Below are 20,945 nucleotides of genomic sequence, written 5' to 3'. Positions count from 1 at the left end.
TTAACAGCAGATTAAGTCCCGACCCTCGTGGGAGGGGCGGGGCTCGTGTGCCTCAAGGGGTGGCTGAGGTGCGGCTGGTGTGCGGCTGGTGTGCGCCCGAGGCGCGGCTGATGTGCGTCCGAGGTGCGTACGAGTATGTCCGCGCCGTCCGCGGTCAGTTGAGGACGGGCGGCGCGGCCGCGGCGGAAGTCCCCCATTCGGACGGCTCGGCACCGACCGTGAAGGACAGCGAGCGCAGAGCGCGCAGCGTTTCGGTCGCCAGATACGTACGCCCGTACGATGCCCCGTCCACCCAATGCGGACTGGATGTACCGGTCGCTGTCCGAGCTGCCCGGCGCCGTCACCGTCAGAGCGCCACGCGGGTAGTAGCGCCGGTCGAGGGTCAGGTCGACCCGCTCGAAGACCGGCGTCGACAGGCCCCACGTGTCGTAGCCGGGCTGGACCGGGAAGATCCCGATGGACGAGAGCACGTTCCAGGCGGACATCGTGCCCAGGTCGTCATTGCCGGTCATTCCGGTCGGCGCGTCCGTGAACAGCGTCAATGCGGCATGCACCACATCGGTCGTCTTCCACGGCCGACCGGTCGAGAGGTAGGTTTACGGGGCGATGAGGTCGGGCTCGTTCTGCGGGTTGTACTTGTCCGCGTTGTAGTAGTCGTACGGACCGTTGACCCACACCTCACGGGCGGTCTTCGCCGGGTCCTTGAGCAGTTGCTCGTAGGCGAAGAACGAGTCGAGCCGGTCCTTGGCCGTCTGCCTGCCGCCGATCAGGTCGACCATGCCCGGCAGGTCCTGCGTCACGAGCCACTGCTACTGCCAGGACGTGCCCTCGCGGAAGCCCTCGCTCCGGGCCGGGTCCGCCGGGCCGGTGAAGGCGCCGGCGGCGTCCCGCGCACGGAAGAACCCGGTCGAACTGTCGTAGATCTTGCGATAGTTCTGGGCTCGTGCGGCATAGCGCGCGGCATCCGCGTCATGACCCAGATCCCGCGCCATCGCGCCGAGCATCGCGTCCGACAGGGCGTACTCCAGCGTCGCGGACGCGCCGTGGTCGTAGTCCGAGTCGCCGGGCTTCGCGTGCGGGCGGTCCTTGATGTAGGGCGCGAAGCCGTCCGCGATGTACTCCTCGTTGGCCTCGCGGCCCACCGCGGGGGAGTCGGCGGGCGGCACCCCGTCGGCGTTCTTCTTCAGGGCGCGGTAGGCCCGCTCCGTGTATCCCGCGACCCCCTTGAGCAGGCCCTGCTGGTAGGCGTTGGCGAGGAACGGGGGGACCGGGCCGCCGGTCATGATGTTCGTCTCGACCGTGCCGTAGCCCCACTTGGGCAGCCAGCCGCTCTCCTCGTCGGTCTTGATCACGGAGATCGCCATGTCCCGCGCCTCGCGCGGCGCGAGCAGGGCCAGGAGCTGGGGCTGGGGCTGGGAACCGGTGCTGCGCTCCGCGTCGGCCAAGCACGTCCCGATCGTCACCGTCGACCGCAAGATCAACGCGGCCGCCTGAAAGGACTATGTGAGTTTCATCGGCTCCGCCTTCGTGGAGCAGGGCAAGCGGGCCGCCGACCGGATGATCGAGGCGACGGGCGGCACCGGCATGGAACTGGACGCCATCTCCGCCGTTGTCATCGGCGGGACACTGCTCACCGGCGGATCCGGCTTCCTCAGCGGTTCGTTGGCCGGCGTGCTCCTGCTGAAGGTCATCCAGAACGTCATCAACCGGATCGGTTCATCGGACTCGGCGTGCCAACAGGTCGTCAGCGGGGCGTTCCTGGCCGTCGTGGTCATCGCGCAGACCTGGCTGGGGCGGAGGCGCCGGGTGATCTGAGCCCTCCGCTCCGGCCGTCCGCCCCGCCGGACCCGCTCGAGGGACCCGATCAGGAGACGAGCTGTCCCTTGCCCAACGCGATCACTCCGCCCTTGGAGACCGTGTAAAGCTCCGCGTCCCGCGAAGGGCTGACGCCGATCGTCGCGCCTGGCGGCACCTCGACGTTCTTGTCGAGGACCGCGCCGCGCACGACCGCGCCCCGCCCTATGTGGACGTTGTCGTGCAGGACCGAACCCTGGACGACGGCCCCCGGGTCGACGACAACGCCCGGTGAGAGCACGGACCTCGTGACCTGCCCGCGGATCAGGCAGCCCGCGCTGATGATGGACTCGCTCGCGATGCCACCGGCGTTGAATCTCGCCGGCGACAGCTGCCCGGAGTGGGTGTAGATGGGCCAGCTGCGGTTGTAGAGGTTGAAGGCGGGGCGCTCGGCGATCAGGTCCATGTGGGCGTCGTAGTACGCGTCGAGGGTTCCGACATCGCGCCAGTAGCCCTGGTCGCGGGTGGTCTCGCCGGGTACATGGTTGTCACTGAAGTCGTAGAGCTGCGCCTCGCCGCGGTCGGTGAGCATGGGCAGGATCGAACCGCCCATGTCGTGCACGGAGCGCTCGTCCTCGGCGTCCCGCTGGAGCGCCTCCACCAGCGCCTTGGTGGTGAAGAGGTAGTTGCCCATCGAGGCGAAGACACACTCGGGGTCGTCGGGCAGACCGGGCGGATCGGCGGGCTTCTCCAGGAAGCCCCGCACGGTCTGGCCGTCCGAGCCGGGGCTGATGACCCCGAAGGAGGAGGACTCGGCGCGCGGCACCCGTATCCCGGCCACCGTCACGCCCGCGCCGCCCTCGATGTGCTGGGCGAGCATCTGCCTCGGGTCCATCCGGTAGACGTGGTCGGCACCGAACACCGCGATGTAATCAGGCTGTTCGTCGTACACGAGGTTCAGCGACTGCAGGATCGCGTCGGCGCTGCCCAGGTACCAGCGCGGGCCGAGCCGCTGCTGGGCCGGGACGGGAGTGACGTAGTTGCCGAGCAGGCTCGACATCCGCCAGGTCGTGGTCACATGCCGGTCCAGCGAGTGCGACTTGTACTGCGTCAGGACACAGATGCGCAGGATGTCGGCGTTGACGAGATTGGAGAGTACGAAGTCGACGAGGCGGTACGTGCCGCCGAAGGTGACCGCGGGTTTCGCGCGGTCCGCGGTGAGGGGCATCAGACGCTTGCCCTCTCCACCCGCAAGTACGATTCCCAGCACCGAAGGTCCACCGCGCCGCATGCCGCCGCCCCTCTACGCCCGGTCGGGCCCTGCCCCGTGTCGGGCCGAACCCCGTGTCGCTGAACTATGCCTGTCCGATGGCTACCCCGGTTTGAGGACTTCCTCGTACAACTGGACGGTCCGCCGGGCCACCGCGTCCCAGCCGAACTCCCCCACGGCGCGCTCCCGCCCGGCCTCGCCCATGCGCCGGGCGGCTTCGGGGTCGGCGAGCAGCGCGTCGAGGGCGCGCGCCAGCCACTCTTCGAAGTCGTCCTCGACCGGCACGAGGAGCCCGGTGCGTCCGTCGTCGACGACCTCGGGGATCCCGCCGACGCGCGAGGCCACCACGGCCGTACCGCAGGCCATCGCCTCCAGGTTGACGATGCCGAGCGGCTCGTACACCGAGGGACAGACGAACACGGCCGCGTGCGTGAGGAGTTGGATGACGTCCGGGCGCGGCAGCATCTGCGGGATCCAGTGCACTCCCTCGCGTACGCCGCTCAGCTCCCGGAAGAGGTCACGGAACTCCCGGTCTATCTCGGGGGTGTCGGGGGCGCCCGCACACAGCACCACCTGGGCGGCCGGGTCGATGTCCCGCGCCGCGCGCAGGAGTTGGGGCACACCCTTCTGGCGGGTGATGCGGCCGACGAACAGGACGTACGGGCGGCTGGTGTCCAGACCGATACGGTCGAGGACGTCCGTGCCGTGGTCGGGCCGGTAGAGGGAGGTGTCGATGCCGTTGTGCACGACGCGCACCTTGGCCGGGTCCAGCGCCGGATAGCAGCCGAGGATGTCCTCGCGCATCGCGCCGGAGACCGCGATCACCGCGTCCGCGGCCTCGATGGCGGTGCGTTCCGCCCAGCTGGAGAGGGCGTAGCCGCCGCCGAGCTGCTCGGCCTTCCAGGGGCGCAGCGGCTCCAGCGAGTGCGCGGTCATGACGTGCGGGATGCCGTACAGCAGCTTGCCGAAGTGGCCCGCGAGGTTCGCATACCAGGTGTGTGAGTGGACGAGTTCGCGGCCTTCGAGGGCGGCCGCGATGGAGAGGTCCACGGAGAAGGTGCGCAGCGCGTCGTTGGCGCCGTCCAGCGAGGACCAGGGCCGGTGGCGCAGTACTCCGCCCGCGGCGCCCTCGCCCCAGCAGTGCACGTCCAGCTCCGTGAGGCTGCGCAACTCCCGGGCGAGGAACTCGACATGGACGCCCGCACCGCCGTACACGTCCGGCGGGTACTCCCGGGTCAGCAGTCCCACGCGCACACAGAACCCCCCGTCATAGCGGCTGGTGCTCCTCATGGTCACTCAGATGGGGCAGTTGGGGAAGACCACGCGAAGACCACGGCTGTCAGAAACGGTCGGCCCCCGGCCGCGGCAGCCGGTCGAAGCAGCAGTCGCCGCACAGTCCACCGCCGGGCAGGCGGTAGTACAGGCAGCAGCTGCGGCGGCGGAGCGTGTGGGGGTCGAGGGTGGTGGAGAGGTCGGGGTGCGCGAGGAGACGGGAGGCGAGTGCGTGGGCCCGATCGGCCACGTCCGTACGACCGTTGGCACACGCCCAGCGGTCGAGCTGGCGTACCGCGCCGGCCAGGGCGGAGCCCGCGTTGCCCCACAACAGGCGTGGTGAGATGCGGTACCGGGAGTGCAGGGCGGCAGCCAGCGGGGCGAGGTGACCGGCTCGTACGACCTCGTCGACGGCCGTGGCGGGCAGGGCGCGCACCTCGGACAGCCACAGGTCTTGCGGGGCGCTAGCGTCCGGATCCCAGCGCAGGAGTTCCGGATCGAGGTCGGGCACCTGCCCGTACAGCGTGGCGGCGCCGAGCGCGATCGACCACAGCCGGGCGGCGAGGGCCTGGTGGGCGATCGAGACCGCGATCCGCGATTCCGGCGCATGGAGACTCTTTGTGACCTTCTGGACACGAAAAGTCATCGGATCCGGGTAAACATCATCTTGGGCCTCAGGTCGTGGCGTTGCGTAGGCCTGCGCGAGGGTCGGCAGCGGCCCGCGCGACGGTACGCCGGTGCGTAGTACGAAGAAGCCGCCGAGCGGGCCGAGCGCCGCGAGTTCCGGGTCGAGGTCCACGAAGAGCAGTAGTACCAAGCCCCCTAGGGGATTCCACCAGCGGGTCGGCTGCCCGTGTAACCCACCTTGGGGAGGACGGTGGGCGATTCGTACTCCATCGGCAGTAGGACTCAATGCCTGCTCAGGTACGACGACGTGAACTAATTCGCGAGGCATCGTTGTTTCCATGGAAGCCGACCGTTCGTCGCACCGGGCAGACCGCGCCCGCCGTACGCAGAGGAGGGACTCATGAGCGCCCTCGCTTTGTCCGTGCTGCTCTCGTTCGTCTCCGCCGTCGCGTACGCAGGCGGCGCGATCGTCCAGGAGCAGGTCGCCCTGACCTCCCCCGGCCACACCTACGCACCGCTGCGCAGGCCGAGCTGGTGGGCCGCCGTGGCGTTGAACGGCCTCGGCGGGCTGCTGCACGTGGTGGCCCTCGCCTACGGCCCGCTGAGCCTTGTACAGCCGCTCGGCGCGCTGACCATAGTCTTCGCCCTTCCCATGGCGGCTCTGCTCGTCGGCCGCAGGGCCGGAGCGACCGCCTGGCGCGGCGCGATCATGGCCACCGTGGGTCTCGCGGGCCTGCTGTCGCTGGTCGGCGCCTCCGCGGCGCAGTCGCTCGGCGGCACCCAGCGGGTGGCGCTGGCCGTGGTGGCGGGCGGCTCGGTGGCGGCCCTGATGGTGGCGGGCCGTGCCGCCCACCGCCACCCGGCGGTGCGCAGTGTGCTGCTCGCGGTCGCCGCGGGCATCGCCTTCAGCATGTCCTCGGTGTTCACCAAGACGGTCGCGGTGGACTGGTCGCAGCAGGCCTCGCTCTCCGACCTGTCCAGCCTCGCCGTGATCGGTGTCTTCGCGACCGCCGGGATGCTGCTGTCGCAGGCCTCCTACCGGGGCGGCGGCCTGGCGGCGCCGCTGGCCACGCTGACGGTCGTGAACCCCGTCGTGGCGGCCGCCGTAGGCATCACGATGTTCGGCGAAACCTTCCGCTACGGCTCGACGGGTACCGCCCTCGCGCTGGGCTGTGGAGTCGTCGCCGCCGGCGGTCTGATCCTGCTCACGACGGAGCGGATCGGCGGCGCACGGCCGACGACCGTACCGGCGGAGTCCTCGGTCGGGTCGGCGTTCGCCGCCGGCAGGCCCGACACGGCTGGGTTCACGATCGAGTCGGTCCCGGTCCCCGTCGGGGCCGGGTCGGACCTCGCGGCTCTCACCATCGCCGAATCGGAGGTGAACGGGCTGCTCGTGGGCCTTCCCGACCAGCCGGTCGCCGGTGTCCGCGAGGAGGTCTTCGGACCTGCCGGCGACCTGCTCGTACCGGGCGAGGACGTCATCGGGGCCGACGGGGACGTCTTCGCGCCGCGCGAGGGGGTTTTCCTGCCCGGGCCCATGCCGACGCCGGCCGCGGAGAACACCTCGCAGGACAGCGCACCGGTGGACGCCCTTCCGTACTACACCGTCCTGTGCGGCGGGGCGTACGTGCCGATGCCCTTCGTGGACCACCACCGCACGAGGGTCAAATCCTGACCCCGCCCGCCCTCAGGTAGGCCACCGGATCGATGTCGGATCCGAAGCCGGGCCCCGTCCGCACCTCGAAGTGCAGATGCGGGCCCGTGCTGTTGCCCGTGGACCCCGAGCGGCCGAGGCGCTGGCCGCTCACCACGCTCTGCCCCGCCTTCACGGAGATCGCGGACAGGTGGCCGTACTGCGTGTAGCGGCCGTCGGCATGCCGGATCACCACTTGGTAGCCGAAGGAGCCGCCCCAGCCCGCGCTGACGACCTGACCGGCCGCGACCGCCTTCACGGAGGTCCCGGTGGGCACGGGGAAGTCGACGCCCGTGTGGTAGCCCTTCGACCATGAGGAACCGGCGGCGCGGTAGGGCGTGCCCGTCGCCGCGTTCACGGGGGCGACGAAGGAGGGCGCCTTCTTGGCCGTGTCCGAGGTGGTCCTGTCGGCCGCGGGCTTCTTCGTCGGCGCCGGCGCGGCTTCCGTGTGCGTGGGCGCCTGGGCCTTGCCGCGCAGGTTCAGCCGCTGGCCCGGCAGGATCAGATCCGGATCGGAGCCCACGGTCTTGCGGTTGGCGGCGTACAGCCGCTGCCAACCGCCCTGGACATGCCGGGAGTCGGCGATGCCGGAGAGCGTGTCGCCGTGCATGACCGTGTACATCTCGGCGGTGCCCGCCTGCGACTGGGGCGTGGTCTGCGGCTGCACGTCCCGCACGGAGCGCTTCGTCGACTGGGGCGTGGTGCCCGACAGGCTGATGTCGGGGGTGTCGCCGCCTCTGGTCAGCCCGGTACGGACCGAGCACACCGGCCAGGCCCGGGGCCCCTGTCCTCTCAGCACCTTCTCGGCGACGGCGATCTGCTGGTCCTTGGTGGCCTGATCCGCGCGCTGCGCGTACACCTTGCCGCCGTACGCCTCCCAGGTGGACTGGGTGAACTGCAGGCCGCCGTAGTAGCCGTTGCCCGTGTTGATGCTCCAGTTGCCGCTGGACTCGCAGGCGGCGACCTTGTTCCAGGTGCCCACATCGGCCGCGTGGGCAACACTGGTTCCGACGAGCGGGAGTGCGATACCCGCGCCGCCTGCCGTGACAGTGAGTGAGGCGCGGTTGATCCTGTTGGGCTGGTACCGGCGGTGCCGACCGCGTACGGCCATGAACGAGCCCCCCTCGACATGCGTCAGGAGCGGCAAAAGTAAGCGCTGCGAACAGGCCATGACAAGGGGGCAATCGGCCGTCCCTGCGCCCCAAGTGACCGGGATTCACCACGCGTTCCTCGGGTCACTGAGGCAGGTGGGGCACCTTGTGCGTACACAACGTCGGCAAGTCAGGATACGCGGACGGCGAATCGGGGTCGCGGTGGCGTAATACTGGCGGGCAGAACGGCATTACCGATTCCAGCAGCTTTGGGAGCCAACCGTATGAGCACTTCAGCCCAGATCGGCGTCACGGGTCTCGCGGTCATGGGGCGCAATCTCGCCCGTAATTTCGCACGCAACGGCTATACGGTCGCCGTGCACAACCGCACCGTGGCACGGACGAACGCGCTGGTGGAGGAGTTCGGTCACGAAGGCGAGTTCGTCGCGGCCGAGACGGCCAAGGAGTTCGTGGCGGCGCTGGAGCGCCCGCGGCGCCTGATGATCATGGTGAAGGCCGGTGAGCCGACCGACACGGTGATTCAGGAGTTCGCACCGCTTCTGGAGCCCGGCGACATGATCATCGACGGTGGCAACGCGCACTTCGCGGACACCCGGCGCCGCGAGCGCGCACTGCGCGAGCAGGGCATCCACTTCGTCGGCACGGGGGTCTCGGGCGGCGAGGAGGGCGCGCTGCACGGGCCCAGCATCATGCCGGGCGGCGCGAAGGAGTCGTACGAGTCCCTCGGTCCGATGCTGGAGAAGATCTCCGCGAAGGCGGCCGACGGCGCTCCGTGCGTGACGCATGTCGGTCCCGACGGCGCGGGCCACTTCGTGAAGATGGTCCACAACGGCATCGAGTACGCCGACATGCAGCTGATCGGCGAGGCGTACCAGCTGCTGCGCGATGTGGCGGGCTACTCCCCCGCGCAGATCGCGGACATCTTCCGCACCTGGAACACCGGCCGGCTCGACTCGTATCTGATCGAGATCACCGCCGAGGTCCTGTCGCACGTGGACGCGGCGACGGGCAAGCCGTTCGTGGACATCGTCGAGGACCAGGCCGAGCAGAAGGGCACGGGCCGCTGGACGGTCCAGATCGCGCTCGACCTCGGGGTTCCGGTGTCCGGTATCGCCGAGGCGGTCTTCGCGCGCTCGCTGTCCGGGCACGCCGATCTGCGGGCCGCCTCGCGCGGACTCGCCGGTCCGAAGGCCACGCAGCTCGGGGAGGCCGAGGCGGCGGCCTTCGCCGACCGGGTGGAGCAGGCGCTGTACGCGTCGAAGATCGTCTCGTACACGCAGGGCTTCCACGAGATCACCGCGGGCAGCGACGAGTACGACTGGAACATCGACCTCGGTGCCGTCGCCTCCATCTGGCGCGGCGGCTGCATCATCCGTGCCGCCTTCCTCGACCGCATCCGCGCTGCCTACGATGCCCGGCCCGACCTGCCGAGCCTGCTGTCGGACGAGACGTTCGCGCAGGAGATCGCGGCGGCCCAGGACGACTGGCGCGAGGTGCTCGTCGCCGCCACCCGCCAGGGCGTGCCCACGCCCGGCTTCTCCGCCGCCCTCGCCTACTACGACGCCCTGCGCGCCGAGCGTCTGCCCGCCGCCCTCACGCAGGGGCAGCGGGACTTCTTCGGAGCACACACGTATCGCCGTACGGACCGGGAGGGGTCGTTCCACACGCTGTGGGGCGGCGACCGGTCGGAGGTCGAGGCGTAGGCGCCTGCACGGCCGAAGCCGTCACGTCCCTGGAGTGGGGCGTGGCGGCTTCGTCGTGGTCGGTGGGGGCGGCCGGCGCGTCGTACGCGCCGGCCGCGTTGCCGTCGGTGTCTGTTCGGATGCCCGCTCAGGAGATCGGCCCCGGCTGAGGCTCCGGCTCCGGTACCGGGTCGGGGCCCGGTGGCTTCGGGATCGGGGACGGAGACGGGACGGGCTCCGGGGAGGGGTGGGGGCCCGGGTCCGGGGACGGCTCCGGGAAGGGCTCCGGGCGGTCGGGGCCCGGGCCCGGAGTGGGGCCCGGCTTCACCGGGTCGGGGAACGGATGCGTCATGGTGTCCTCCAGCCAGTCGAGACGTCGGCCCTGGACTTGTCCCACGCGTACCCGGCCCCCGCGCACCCACTCACCCCGTCGCGCGGGGGATGGAGACCAGGTGGTCCTACTCGGCGTGCGCCGCCGCGGCCGCCCGACCGCCGCACGCCGCCTCCGCTCCGGCGGCGAGCCCCGGGCGGGGGCTCGACAGCACCGGGGTCGAGGTCGCGGTCAGGTGCTGGGCCACAGCCATGGACGCCTGGGCGAGGACGATCGCGTCGGCGCCGGTGACCGCGTCGGCGGCTGCCGCCACCGTGCGGACGTACCCGTCCCCGTCGCCCGCCTCGAAGAGGGCCCACGCGCCCTCGACCAGCACCGTACGAACATGGACAGGGCGCCCGGCGCTGCGCGCCTCCTCCTCGACGAGAGCGACCGTCGGCTCCAGGGTGCTCTCCAGCGCCGCGAGGACGACGACACGCGGGCCCGCGGCCACCGCGGCGGCGGCCATCGGGCGGTCCACGCGGAGCACGGGCACCCCGGCGCCGGCGCACTCGGCGACGGCGCCGATGGTCGAGCAGGTGCAGAGCACCGCCCGCGCGCCCTGAGCGACGGCCTGGTCGAGCAGCGCCCGCACCTCGTCGGCCACCGCGTCGGGGCCCTCGCTCCGGGCGCGGGCCAGCAGTTCCTCGGCCACCAAGTGCCGCAATTCCAGCCCTCTGTGGGCCTCGTCGCGCAGCGCGTCGAAGACGGGGACGTGCACGGGCGAGGTGTGCAGCAGGGCGAGCGGGCCGGACCGGGGCATCAGGGGCACCGTCCTCAGAAGCGCCCGGGGTGCGCCTTGAGCCAGTCCACCGCCGCTTCCAGCAGCTGCGGATCGGCCGCCGGAGCCTCCTCGGGGTGACGCGCCGCCCACTTCACGACGTACGGGCACAGCGGCGCGACCACGACGCCCTCGCGCGCGGCGATGGCGTACAGCTCACGGGCGAGGGAACCGGCGATCCCCTTTCCCTCGTGCTCGGGTTCCACGATGGTGTGCACGGGGACGAGCGCCCGCGCGGGCGCTTCGAGCACGAAGTACTCGATGTGGCCGACCACTTCATCCCCGGCAACCGCCTCCAGGCGGCCGCCCGCCCGGTCGTCGCGGATCTCGATGTCGCTCATGGGCACTCCTCGGGTCCTGGGGTCCGCCGATTCCTCCGCCCAGGTCAGACGGTGACGGCCTGCGGGCTGCGCTCCTGGTCCGAGCCCGGCACCGGCTCGGACGGATCGGCCCCGAGGGCCACGATCCGGTTGTCGCGGTCCACGTGCACGACCCGCGGCCGCAGCTCCCGCGCCTCGGCGTCGGAGACCTGAGCGTAACTGATGATGATCACCAGATCCCCGGGATGGACGAGATGGGCCGCCGCTCCGTTGATGCCGATGACTCCGGAGCCGCGCTCGCCCTCGATGACGTACGTCTCCAGCCGGGCACCGTTGGTGATGTCGACGATGTGCACGAGCTCGCCCGGCAGCAGATCGGCGGCGTCGAGCAGATCGGCGTCGATGGTCACCGATCCCACGTAGTGCAGGTCGGCCTGGGTGACCGTGGCGCGGTGGATCTTGGATTTGAACATGGTACGAAGCACGAAGAAACTCCCGATTCGTCTGCTCCCTGCCTGCTTCTGCAGGTCAAGGGCGGTCTCCGGAGGCTACATCGATTCGCATGTCCGGTCAGCAGTCGCCAGGTGTTTGAAGACTCACGCTGACCCATTGCTGACCTTTCTGACGCCGCGCCAGTCACGTGCGCACGCCCCTCACGGGCTCTCGGCGCGCTTTCCGTTCCGGGCGACGTCCAGAGGGCCTCGCGTGCGGCGGTCCGGGGAGGACCGATCTCCGCAGCCAGGCCGGCGAGGAACGCAGAACCTACCGCTGCGGTGATGGCTTGATCCTCAACCGGGTGCGGTGTCCGGGGTGACGTCGACGTCTTGTACGACAACTCATCGTGTCAGAACCGGTACCTGCGTTGCCTGGTCCACGCCTCGAAAGGGCCGAGCGCGTTCACTCTCAGTTATGGACGACGGCTGAGGCCGCCTCCCGAAATGTGATTGCTCAGGACCTGGCTCGGGCGATGAGCAGCGCCACGTCGTCCTCACCCCCGGGCGAGCGCAGAATCTCCAGGATGCGGTCGCATGTGCCTTCCAGATCATGGCCACGTGTCGCGGTGAGGGCGTCGAGGAGGGTGTCCAGGCGAGCGTCGATGGGTTCGCTGCGGGTTTCGACCAAGCCGTCGGTGTAGAGGACCAGTTCGTCGCCGGGACCCAAGGTGATCGTGGCGGCCTCGAAGGGCACCCCACCGACGCCCAGCGGCGCGCCGGTGGGAAGGTCGAGAAGCTGTGCTGCGTGGCCGAGTCGCATCAGGGCCGGGGGCATGTGGCCGGCGAGGCAGATCTCGCACTTGCCCTGGTGAGGGTCGTAGACGCAGTAGATGCAGGTGGTGATGGTCTGCTCGACACCTTCGGTCAGGTGATCCAGGTGATGAAGGGCCTCGGCGGGGGCGAGAGCGAGCTCGGCGAAGGCACGGGCAGCACTTCGGAGTTGCCCCATGGTGGCGGCGGCCTTGATGCCGCTGCCCATGACGTCCCCGACGACCAGGGCGGTTCTGTCGCCCTGGAGAGGTATGGCGTCGTACCAGTCGCCGCCGATCTCGCTCGTGGCGCTGGCGGGCTGGTAGCGGCAGGCAACCTCCAAACCGGGCAGGTGCGATGGGCGCTCCGGAAGCAGACTGCGTTGGAGGGTGAGGGCCGCTCGGCGCTGGGCCTGGTATCCGCGGGCGTTGTCGATACAGACCGCGGCTCGGGCGGCCAGCTCCCAGGCGAGGAACGCATCGTCGTCGTCGAAAGGCGCGGGGTTCCGGGTGCGTGTGAGGTCAAGGGCGCCCAGGACTTCGCCCCGGGCCAGGAGCGGCACGGCCAGGTAGGAGTGAACGCCGGCCGCCGCGAGGAGGGAGGCGGCCTCGCCATGTCGGGCGATGCGCTCCAGGTCCTGACGGGTGGTGTGGGGCACCAGTACCGGTTGGCGGGTGCGCACGCACTGGGTGATCAGGCGGTCGCTGTCGTACGGGGCGAGTCCCCCTGGCACGTCGGCCGCGCGGACCGCCTCGGTGGACTGGGCCGCGCTGACCGCGAGGGCGCGGAAGAGGGCGGGTCCCTCGTGTGGCGCGGTCCGGCCGTCAAGGGCGCTGTCGAGTACGTCCACGACCGCCACGTCGGCCAGGACCGGTACGACGACGTCGGCAAGCTCGCGCGCTGTCGTTTCCAGATCGAGGGTGGTACCCACGGAGGCGGAAGCTCTGGCGATCAGCGTCAGCCGTTGCCGGGCCTGTGCCGCCTCGGCAGCGGCTCGATGACGCTCGGTGACGTCGATGACGGAGTAGGCCAGGCCCAGCACCCGCCCACCGGAATCCTCCAGCCGGTAGTACGAGACGGACCAGGCATGCTCGTGGTCCGGGTCGGCGGGGGGACGACACACGATGTCCCGGTCCACGACTGACTCGCCCGTCTCCAGGACGCGGCGCAGACGTGCCTCGGGGTCCGTGTCCAGGAAGGTCAGGACCTCGCCGACCGGCCGGCCGAGACGCTCGGCGGCGGACTGACCCGTGATGCGTTCGAGAGCGGGATTCACGGCCACGTACCGCAGCTCCGGGTCCAGAATGGCCAGCCCGACCGGGGACTGGGACACCAGACGCATGGCCAGGGCGGCATCTCGCTCGATCCGCTCCACAGCGGCCTGGTCCGCGGCAAGGCCCAGGGCGTAGACGTGGCCCAGGTCGTCCAGCAGCCGCATGTTGCGGAACTCCACCAGGCGGGTGCTGCCGTCCTTGTGCCGGATCGGGAACGCCCCTGCCCAGTCCGTGCCGGATTCCATGATCTCGGCGAACAGCTTGATCACCGCGTCCCGGTGCTCCTCGTGGACCGTTAGCCGAGCCGCGTGCTGACCCAGCGCTTCCGCCGCGGTGTAGCCGAACAGTTCCTCCGCCTTCGGGCTCCAGAAGACCACCTGGCCCTGCGCATTCAGCACCACGGCAGCGACGCTGAGCAGATCGAGCAGGCCACCGGGCGGCGCAGCAGGACCCGCCACCGACCGGCCGCGGCCTGCTCGGGAGGAGTCCGTCGTACCCATGCCTCATTTCCCTTCCCGCTCGGCGCCCCGCCTCTTGCCGTACCGGCGGGCGTTCTGCCTTCATCCATGGTCGGCCCAGACCCAGGCAGCAGACACCTGGACCGACTGCTGACAACCGCCCGACGATGCCGGCGGCAGTACCCGCACCTGCACGGGGGCTACGCCAACAGTCGCCTTTTGTGTGGTTCGGCAGTGTCCGCCATCGGTACCTGGATCGTCTGCTCGGCCCAGATGATCTCGCCGGTGGACAGGTAGCGGGTCCGCCACTGGGCCGCGAGCCGGGCGACGCGTCCAACGTCCAACCTGACAGCAACTGGTCGACCCTGGTCCGCACATCGGCCACCGCGGCGGGATCGGAGGGCACCTCCCGGGCGGCGAACCGGTTGTCTGCCAGGGCGCGGGTCCGGGCGACGAGCAGGGCGACGTCTCCCTGGGACGTGCGGGCAGCAGCGCGTCCTGCACCGCGCTGCAGGTCTGCTCCGGAGTGCGGCCGTATTGCCGAGGACGGCGCTCAGCCGCGCAGGGCCCTCGTCGACGTCGCGGCCCCGGGCCTCGGTCAGCCCGTCGGTGCACAGCACGAGCCGGCACCGCGGCCGCCACGCCGACCCGGTGCGCCGGCCGGGCGCGCACGTCGGTGCAGCTCGCGCCGCAGGGAAAGCGCCTTCAACGGTCGGCCGACCGCCGGTCCTGGTGCCGAATGACGTCGCCCTCCGGGTTCGCACCAGACCTCAGAGGCTGTGCGTGACCGCGGCCCTCCGGCAGGGCCCCATGTGTTCGTCACCGTCCCCGAGCGGACCAGTCCGTCCCGGTCGCTTCGTGGTCGGCCACCCAGAAACGATAGAAAGGGTATATGAGTGGAGTTTCGGGTCAATCCGGGCCTGATGTGCCTGATGTGCCTGATGTGTCCGTGCGGACTCATCGGTCCGGTCGGCCCCGTCAGACCGAGAAGGCGAGGCGGTCGGGCTCGCTGCTGAGCGTGCACAGCCTCGCGGGCCAGGTCTTCCTGCTCCAGCTGGCCGTTGTGATGCTGCTCGTCGCCGCCGCCCTGGTGGCGCTCGTGGTGCAGGCTCAACGCGACGTGATGGCGGACGCTCGCCACCGGACGCTCACCACGGCGCAGACGTTCGCGCACTCCCCGGGGATCGTGGCGGCACTGAACAGCGCGAACCCGACCGCCGTGCTGCAGCCGCACGCCGAGGCGGCCCGGAAGGCCGCAGGCGTCGACGCCATCATCGTGTACGGGCTGAACGGGATCACCCTCACCCACAGCGACCCGCATCAGGTCGGGAAACACATCATCGGGCCTTACGCGAAGGCGGCGACGGGCAAGCCCTTCACGAGTACCTTCCAGGGGTCCCTGGGGCTCTCCGTGATCTCGGCGGTTCCCGTCAGGGGTCCCGACGGCTCTGTCGTCGCCATCGTCTCCGTGCCCGTCACGGTCGAGAGGGTGCAGCACAGGCTGAACATGCAGCTGCCGGTCCTCCTCGGCGGCGCCGCCACGGCCCTGGTAGTCGCCGCGGGCGGGTCGGGCCTGGTGAGCCGGCGGCTGCGGCGGCAGACCCACGGGCTGGGGCCGACCGAGATGACCCGGATGTACGAGCACCACGACGCAGTGCTGCATGCGGTGCGGGAAGGAGTGCTGATCGTCGGCGGTGACGGCCGGCTGCTGCTGGCCAACGACGAGGCACGACGGCTCCTGAACCTGCCGGCGGACGCGGAGCGGCGAGGCATCGCCGATCTGGGGCTGGACGAGGACCTCGCCGGGCTGCTGGCCTCCGATCGCCCCGCCACCGACGAGGTGTACCTGGCGGCCGACCGGCTGCTCGCGGTCAGCAAGCGACTCACCGCACCTCACGGACCAGTCGGCAGCGTGGTGACGCTCCGGGACACCACCGAGCTGCGGGCCCTCTCCGGCCGGGCGGAGGTGGTGGGCGGACGATTGAACTTGCTCTACGACGCCGGGCTGCGGATCGGCACCACGCTCGATGTGCAGCGCACGGCCGAGGAACTGGCCGAGGTGGCGGTGCCCCGGTTCGCCGACATCGTCACCGTCGAGCTGCTGGACCCGGTCCTGCGCGGCGAGGAGTCCTCCGGTGCGACCGCCGGGATCACCGAGTTGCGCCGCAGCGCCGTCGCCGGTCTCGACGCGGACCATCACCTCCATCCCGTCCGCGAGCTCATCCGGTTCGTCCCGGACCATCCCGTCTCCACGGCGATGGCCGAGGGCCGACCGGTCCTGGTCGGGGACCTGAGCGCCTCCGACGGCTGGCTGGCCCAGCAGCCCGAACGTGCCCGGCGGATCCTCGATCGCGGCATCCACTCCATGCTCGTGGTGCCCCTCCGCGCCCGCGGCGTGGTGCTGGGCGTGGTGGACTTCTGGCGCGCGCAGGGCTCCCCGTCGTTCGAGGACGAGGACGTGTCGCTCGCCGAGGAGCTGGCCGCCCGGGCAGCGGTGTGCATCGACAACGCCCGCCGCTACACCCGCGAACACGCGATGGCCGTCACCCTGCAGCACAGCCTGCTGCCCCGCGCGCTGCCCGAGCAGTCCGCCCTCGACGTGGCCTACCGCTATCTGCCGGCCCAGGCCGGAGTGGGCGGGGACTGGTTCGATGTCATCCCGCTGTCCGGTACCCGGGTGGCGCTGGTCGTGGGCGATGTCGTCGGCCACGGTCTGCATGCCGCGGCGACGATGGGCCGGCTGCGCACCGCCGTGCACAACTTCGCCGGCCTGGACATGCCCGTGGAGGAGCTGCTGGGCCGGCTGGACGAGCTGGTGGCGCAGATCGACGCCGAAGAGGTCGTCGCCGCCGAGGACGGGCAGGGGATGATCACCGGGGCCACCTGCCAGTACGCCGTCTACGACCCCACCTCCGGGCGACTGGCCATCGCCACCGCCGGCCATCCGGGACCGGCGGTGGTCCGGCCCGACGGGGCCGTCGACTTCCCTGAGCTGCCCGTTTCCCCGCCACTGGGACTCGGAGCAGGCCTGCCTGTCGAGACCACCGAGCTCACCGTGCCTGAGGGTTCCCGACTGGTGCTCTACACCGACGGACTGATCGAGGACCGCACCCGAGACCTGGACGTCGGTCTGGAGGCCCTGCGCGAGGCTCTGACAGGGCCGGGTCGCACGCCGGAGGCCACCTGCGCGGCGGTGATGAAGGCCATGCTGTCCGACCGGCCCAGGGATGACATCGCGCTGCTGGTGGCCCGCACGCGCCGGCTCGGGCCAGAGCAGGTCGCCGAGTGGGACGTGCCCCGTGACCCGGCGGCGGTGGCCCCGGTACGCGGCGCCTGCGCCCGCAGGCTGACGGAGTGGGGGCTGGAGCAGGCCGGATTCACCGCCGAACTCATCCTCAGCGAACTGATCACCAACGCCGTCCGCTACGGAACCGAGCCCATCACCGTGCGGGTGCTGCGCACGGAGCCGATCGGCAGCCCCGATGCGGGCACCCTGATCTTCGAGGTCGCGGACGGCAGCAGCACCTCGCCGCGGCTGCGCCGGGCGAAGGTCACCGACGAGGGCGGCCGCGGACTCTTCCTGGTCGCCCGCTTCGCCGAACGCTGGGGGACCCGCTACACGCCCACCGGCAAGGTCATCTGGGCCGAACAGTCCCTGCACCGCGGCGCCACGCCGGAGGGCGAAGATCTCGGCGAGATCCTGCTCGGCCAATGGGACGACACCGCGCTGTGAGGTGCGCCGGTACGTCCCTTCCCTCCGCCGTGGCGCACGCCGCGTGCCGCCGTGGGCGCGGCCGGGCCCGGAACGTACGGAGAAGCCGAGTACTGGGGCAAAAACGGTGATCGCGGGCTTCCCGGACGACATTCCGCCATCCAGGCTGCCGGGTACTCTGGCCTTGATGACCGCTTCGTCGGCACCGTGGAGCCGATGAAGCGGGGGGCACAGCGGGAGGCCCGCCACTCCGGACCCAGTGGCACTGCCGCCAGCCAGTCGAGGTGACCACCTCGCCCCCACGTCCGGGAGCAGCCGTGACTACACCGTGTGCCCGAGCAGCGGCGGTCTTCGGCTGCTTCGCTCTTGTGGCACTGGGCCTGAGCGCTTGCGAGAACACACCGCCCGTCGGCCTCGCACGGCCGTCGGTGGCCACGTCCGCCGAGAGCATGGGCGGCATGCGCGCGCTGATCGCCGCAGCGAAACGGGAGGGCACGCTCAGAGCGATCGCGCTGCCACATGACTGGGCCGACTACGGCGGCCTGATCAACGGCTTCGAGAAGAAGTACGGGATCAAGGTCACGGTCGAGGATCCGCTGGGCCACAGCGAGGACGAGATCGACGCCCTGAGGAAGGGGGGAAGCCGGCCGACCGCGCCCGACGTGATCGACGTGGGCGATACGTTCGCGCGGAAAGCAGCGGCGCAGAATCTTCTCGCGCCGTACAAGGTGGCCGCTTTCGATTCGATCCCCGGCAATCAGAAGGATGCGAAGGCCCGCTGGTCCAACAACTACGGGGGCTACATCTCCATCGGCTGCGACGCCAACCGGGTCAAACCCTGTCCGGAGACTTTCTCCGATCTGCTGAAGCCCGGCTACAAGGGCAAGGTGGCACTCGAAGGCGACCCACCCCGGTCGGCCACTGCCTTCGCCAGTGTCTACGCGGCCGCGCTGGCGAACAACGGGTCGTTCGACAACGTCCAGCCGGGTCTCGACTTCTTCGCCGAGCTCAACAATCGCGGCAACTACAATCCTCTCAATTCCAACTCGGCGACGGTCGCGCGCGGCTGGACCCCCATCAGCATCAACTGGGACTACATCAACCTCCAGTACGCCGACCAACTCCGCGACAAGGGCGTGAACTTGCAGGTCTCGATCCCCTTCGACGGCAGCTTCGCCCAGTATTTCGCGCTGGCGGTCAACAAGAACGCCCCGCACCCGGCGGCTGCCCGCCTGTGGCAGGAGTACCTCTTCAGCCCAGAAGGCCAGAACCTCCGGCTGCGCGCCTATGCCCGCCCGGTGCTCATGGACGCCATGAGGCAGGATGGCACCCTCGACAAGGCCGCCGCTGCACGACTGCCGACGGTTGAGGGAACGCCGCAGTTCCCGACGGACGCGCAACTGGGGAAGGCGAAGGAGACGGTCACCCAGGGCTGGGCGAAGGCCGTCTCCGGCTAGTGCCCCGGCAGGCAACGTTTGCCCGTCAAGGAGCGGCGTCCGGTGCGTGCTCTGGGGGTCCCCCCGGCCGAAGGCCGGGGGGAGTGCCGGCCGGAAGTCCTCGTACTGGACGTACTTGGGCTTTCGGCCGGTGCGGCGAGAGGGCGTGCCGGGCGTCGCGACGGGGCGAACGTTGCCTGCTGGGGCACTAGCTGGGACGATCCCCGGCGCCCAGCAGTTGTGCGGCGAAGGGGCACCGGCACGAGGCGGGCCGGCCCTGGAGCTGTCCTCAGCGATCGCCCGGATCTCCGGCGTGGACGAGAGACAGACCATGGTGGTGCTACAGGACGGTCCTGCCCGGTCCACTGTCGAGGGTGGGCACGTGCTGCCCGAACCAGGCGGGGAAGAGGAGTGGTCGCGCCGGACCGGGGGCTGAACAGCGTGTGTGTATTTCGGTTCGGCTCCGGTGGCCTTCGACCTGCTCAGCGGCCGATGGCGGTGCCCCCATGGAACACCCCGGCCACCACGGGGACCAGCTGCCGCTCGACGAAACAGTGCCGCACCTGACGCCACGACTCGTCCACGATGTCCTTGGCGATGCCGGACTCCTCGTAGCGGCGCTGCAGTTCCGCGACACGCTCGTGAAACTGCAGCGGGCTGGTGCGCGCCCGGCCGCGACGCAGCAGCGCCATCACCCCGCCGCGGAGGACTGCGAGTCGAGCGCGGACGTGATGGCATCGGTCAAGACGGCGGTGTCCACCACGGGCGTGCCGTCCGGCCCGAACGGACAGACGACCTCGATCGATCGACCGGCCTCGCCGATCGTGGTGGTCACCGTGAGCGTGAGGGGCACGGAAGGGACACTGGCGTTCCGGGCGGCCAGGCCGAGCCAGGCCGCAACGCGGTTCACGAAGTCACCGATCTGCTCGCGCGCGACGTAGACGGCCACCAGTTGGGTCGAGACGTTCAAGGCGGTCCCACCGACCGACAGCACGGCCTCGACCACCGACGACCACTGCTCCATGCCCCTGGTCGAGGTTTCCACCTCGTCGAAGTCGCCCTCTTCGAGCAACGGCCAGAGATCTTCCGGCACATGAACGTACACGTGACTCGCCATGCGCGTACGGCAACAGCGGACGTACGGCACGGTGGCCGATATGCGGAGATCGCCCCGAGACAAGGCCCATGGCGGCACCAGTCAAGCGGCTTCCCGGAGGCCGGCGTCGAGAATCCGAGCCGCCCTGGCGACACTCCCAGGCATCAGGTGCCGGTAGGTGCGATACGTCTCCTCGATGGACTTGTGGCCCATCCATGCCGCCGCGTCAGCAACCGAATCGTGTACGGGTGATGGCAACGGGTCGGCTTGCACATGCGCAGCCCTTGAAGCGGGGGCCGGGGACTCCCCGGGCCGGGTCACCCCCTGGCCCGGAGGTCAGCAACGCCAGGACGCGGCCACGCCCGATGCTGGCCATTTGCTGACCACAGCCCGGCAATCATGCCTCCGACCTGCAGGAATGACCAAGCGTTAGATCTTGGACTTGAACATGGTACGCAGCATCGAGGTACTCCCCAATCTAGGCTCCCTGCCCGCGTATTTGTAGGTCAAGTGCTATTTCCTCACCCTACAGCCAGTCGCATGTCCGGGCAGCGTCCGCCAGGTTTTGCAGAACTCGTGCTGACCGTATGCCGACTTCCCTGACGGCGCCTCAGACGTTGATAAGAGGTGCTCGGGATCGACCTCACCCCGGGCGCCCCTGACGAACGGCCGGGATCAGCGTACGCAATGGCCCTCGAAGACCTTCGTGACGATCGCCACAGCGGTGCTCGGCTGCTCGGCTGTCAGGCCGGACAACAGTCCACGTCGGATCCGGCGGCGCGCAACGCAGCCGCCCATCGCCGG

15 protein-coding genes and 2 pseudogenes are annotated in these 20,945 nt (G+C 70.3%); 5 read left to right on the top strand and 12 right to left on the bottom strand.

All coding sequences use genetic code 11. From position 1 onward, the window contains the following. Nucleotides 1–154: 154 nt before the first annotated feature. Nucleotides 155–1,409: pseudogene (locus OG390_RS45675) on the bottom strand (GH92 family glycosyl hydrolase); the annotation flags it as partial. Between the two features lies 1 nt (nt 1,410). On the opposite strand from OG390_RS45675, the pseudogene OG390_RS45670 reads away from it, so the two are divergent. Continuing rightward, nucleotides 1,411–1,815: pseudogene (locus tag OG390_RS45670) on the top strand (hypothetical protein); the annotation flags it as partial. A gap of 49 nt (nt 1,816–1,864) precedes the next feature. On the opposite strand, the gene glgC reads toward OG390_RS45670, so the two are convergent. The 3 genes from glgC to OG390_RS45655 form a co-directional block, all read right to left on the bottom strand. Further along, complete coding sequence (gene glgC / locus OG390_RS45665; protein WP_406176300.1) at nt 1,865–3,085, bottom strand: glucose-1-phosphate adenylyltransferase; 1,221 nt, start codon at nt 3,083–3,085, stop codon at nt 1,865–1,867. An 81-nt stretch (nt 3,086–3,166) separates the two neighbouring features. After that, nucleotides 3,167–4,318, bottom strand: a complete 1,152-nt coding sequence (gene glgA / locus OG390_RS45660; protein ID WP_406178264.1) for a glycogen synthase — start codon at nt 4,316–4,318, stop codon at nt 3,167–3,169. 85 nt (nt 4,319–4,403) lie between these two features. Next, the gene (locus OG390_RS45655) at nt 4,404–5,153 is read right to left on the bottom strand and encodes a (2Fe-2S)-binding protein (RefSeq protein WP_406176298.1); all 750 of its coding nucleotides are present in this window, start codon (nt 5,151–5,153) and stop codon (nt 4,404–4,406) included. A 210-nt stretch (nt 5,154–5,363) separates the two neighbouring features. On the opposite strand from OG390_RS45655, the gene OG390_RS45650 reads away from it, so the two are divergent. Continuing rightward, the gene (locus OG390_RS45650) at nt 5,364–6,638 is read left to right on the top strand and encodes a DMT family transporter (protein WP_406176296.1); all 1,275 of its coding nucleotides are present in this window, start codon (nt 5,364–5,366) and stop codon (nt 6,636–6,638) included. Here the strand turns inward: OG390_RS45650 and OG390_RS45645 are convergent. Continuing rightward, nucleotides 6,628–7,767 carry a transglycosylase family protein gene (locus tag OG390_RS45645; RefSeq protein WP_406176294.1) on the bottom strand — a complete coding sequence of 380 codons (1,140 nt, stop codon included), beginning with the start codon at nt 7,765–7,767 and terminating at the stop codon, nt 6,628–6,630. The genes OG390_RS45650 and OG390_RS45645 overlap by 11 nt on opposite strands. Nucleotides 7,768–8,031: 264 nt before the next feature. On the opposite strand from OG390_RS45645, the gene gndA reads away from it, so the two are divergent. Continuing rightward, nucleotides 8,032–9,471 carry an NADP-dependent phosphogluconate dehydrogenase gene (gene gndA, locus OG390_RS45640; protein ID WP_406176292.1) on the top strand — a complete coding sequence of 480 codons (1,440 nt, stop codon included), beginning with the start codon at nt 8,032–8,034 and terminating at the stop codon, nt 9,469–9,471. A 437-nt stretch (nt 9,472–9,908) separates the two neighbouring features. Here the strand turns inward: gndA and OG390_RS45635 are convergent, their stop codons facing one another. The 5 genes from OG390_RS45635 to OG390_RS45615 all read right to left on the bottom strand — a co-directional run bounded on the left by OG390_RS45635 (nt 9,909) and on the right by OG390_RS45615 (nt 14,241). Beyond that, nucleotides 9,909–10,583, bottom strand: coding sequence for an arylsulfatase (locus tag OG390_RS45635; RefSeq protein ID WP_406176290.1), 675 nt, complete (start codon nt 10,581–10,583; stop codon nt 9,909–9,911). Between the two features lie 14 nt (nt 10,584–10,597). Continuing rightward, the gene (locus OG390_RS45630) at nt 10,598–10,942 is read right to left on the bottom strand and encodes a GNAT family N-acetyltransferase (RefSeq protein WP_399079403.1); all 345 of its coding nucleotides are present in this window, start codon (nt 10,940–10,942) and stop codon (nt 10,598–10,600) included. Nucleotides 10,943–10,986: 44 nt separating this feature from the next. Further along, a complete protein-coding gene (panD, locus tag OG390_RS45625) occupies nt 10,987–11,406 on the bottom strand; it encodes an aspartate 1-decarboxylase (protein ID WP_406176288.1) in 420 nt (139 codons plus the stop codon). Between the two features lie 463 nt (nt 11,407–11,869). After that, on the bottom strand, nt 11,870–13,939 hold the full coding sequence (locus OG390_RS45620) for a SpoIIE family protein phosphatase (protein WP_406176286.1): 2,070 nt from the start codon (nt 13,937–13,939) through the stop codon (nt 11,870–11,872). Nucleotides 13,940–14,097: 158 nt separating this feature from the next. Continuing rightward, on the bottom strand, nt 14,098–14,241 hold the full coding sequence (locus tag OG390_RS45615) for a hypothetical protein (protein WP_406176284.1): 144 nt from the start codon (nt 14,239–14,241) through the stop codon (nt 14,098–14,100). Between the two features lie 722 nt (nt 14,242–14,963). Between OG390_RS45615 and OG390_RS45610 the strand changes: the two genes are divergently transcribed. Together OG390_RS45610 and OG390_RS45605 are read left to right on the top strand one after the other, a co-directional pair. After that, nucleotides 14,964–17,630: a SpoIIE family protein phosphatase gene (locus tag OG390_RS45610; protein ID WP_406178262.1), complete on the top strand. Its 2,667-nt coding sequence runs from the start codon at nt 14,964–14,966 to the stop codon at nt 17,628–17,630. A 296-nt stretch (nt 17,631–17,926) separates the two neighbouring features. Next, nucleotides 17,927–19,066, top strand: coding sequence for an ABC transporter substrate-binding protein (locus OG390_RS45605; protein ID WP_406176282.1), 1,140 nt, complete (start codon nt 17,927–17,929; stop codon nt 19,064–19,066). Nucleotides 19,067–19,527: 461 nt separating this feature from the next. Here the strand turns inward: OG390_RS45605 and OG390_RS45600 are convergent, their stop codons facing one another. Both OG390_RS45600 and OG390_RS45595 read right to left on the bottom strand, forming a co-directional pair. Continuing rightward, nucleotides 19,528–19,737, bottom strand: coding sequence for a hypothetical protein (locus OG390_RS45600; protein ID WP_406176280.1), 210 nt, complete (start codon nt 19,735–19,737; stop codon nt 19,528–19,530). After that, a complete protein-coding gene (locus OG390_RS45595) occupies nt 19,737–20,162 on the bottom strand; it encodes a hypothetical protein (RefSeq protein ID WP_406176278.1) in 426 nt (141 codons plus the stop codon). Before OG390_RS45595 ends, OG390_RS45600 begins: the two co-directional genes overlap by 1 nt. Between the last annotated feature and the right edge of the window lie 783 nt (nt 20,163–20,945).

It is taken from the genome of Streptomyces sp. NBC_00996, assembly GCF_045162675.1.
Taxonomy (GTDB): Bacteria; Actinomycetota; Actinomycetes; order Streptomycetales; family Streptomycetaceae; genus Streptomyces.
The sequence above is the reverse complement of the archived record's forward strand: the minus strand, read 5'-3'. Positions and strand labels throughout refer to the sequence as shown.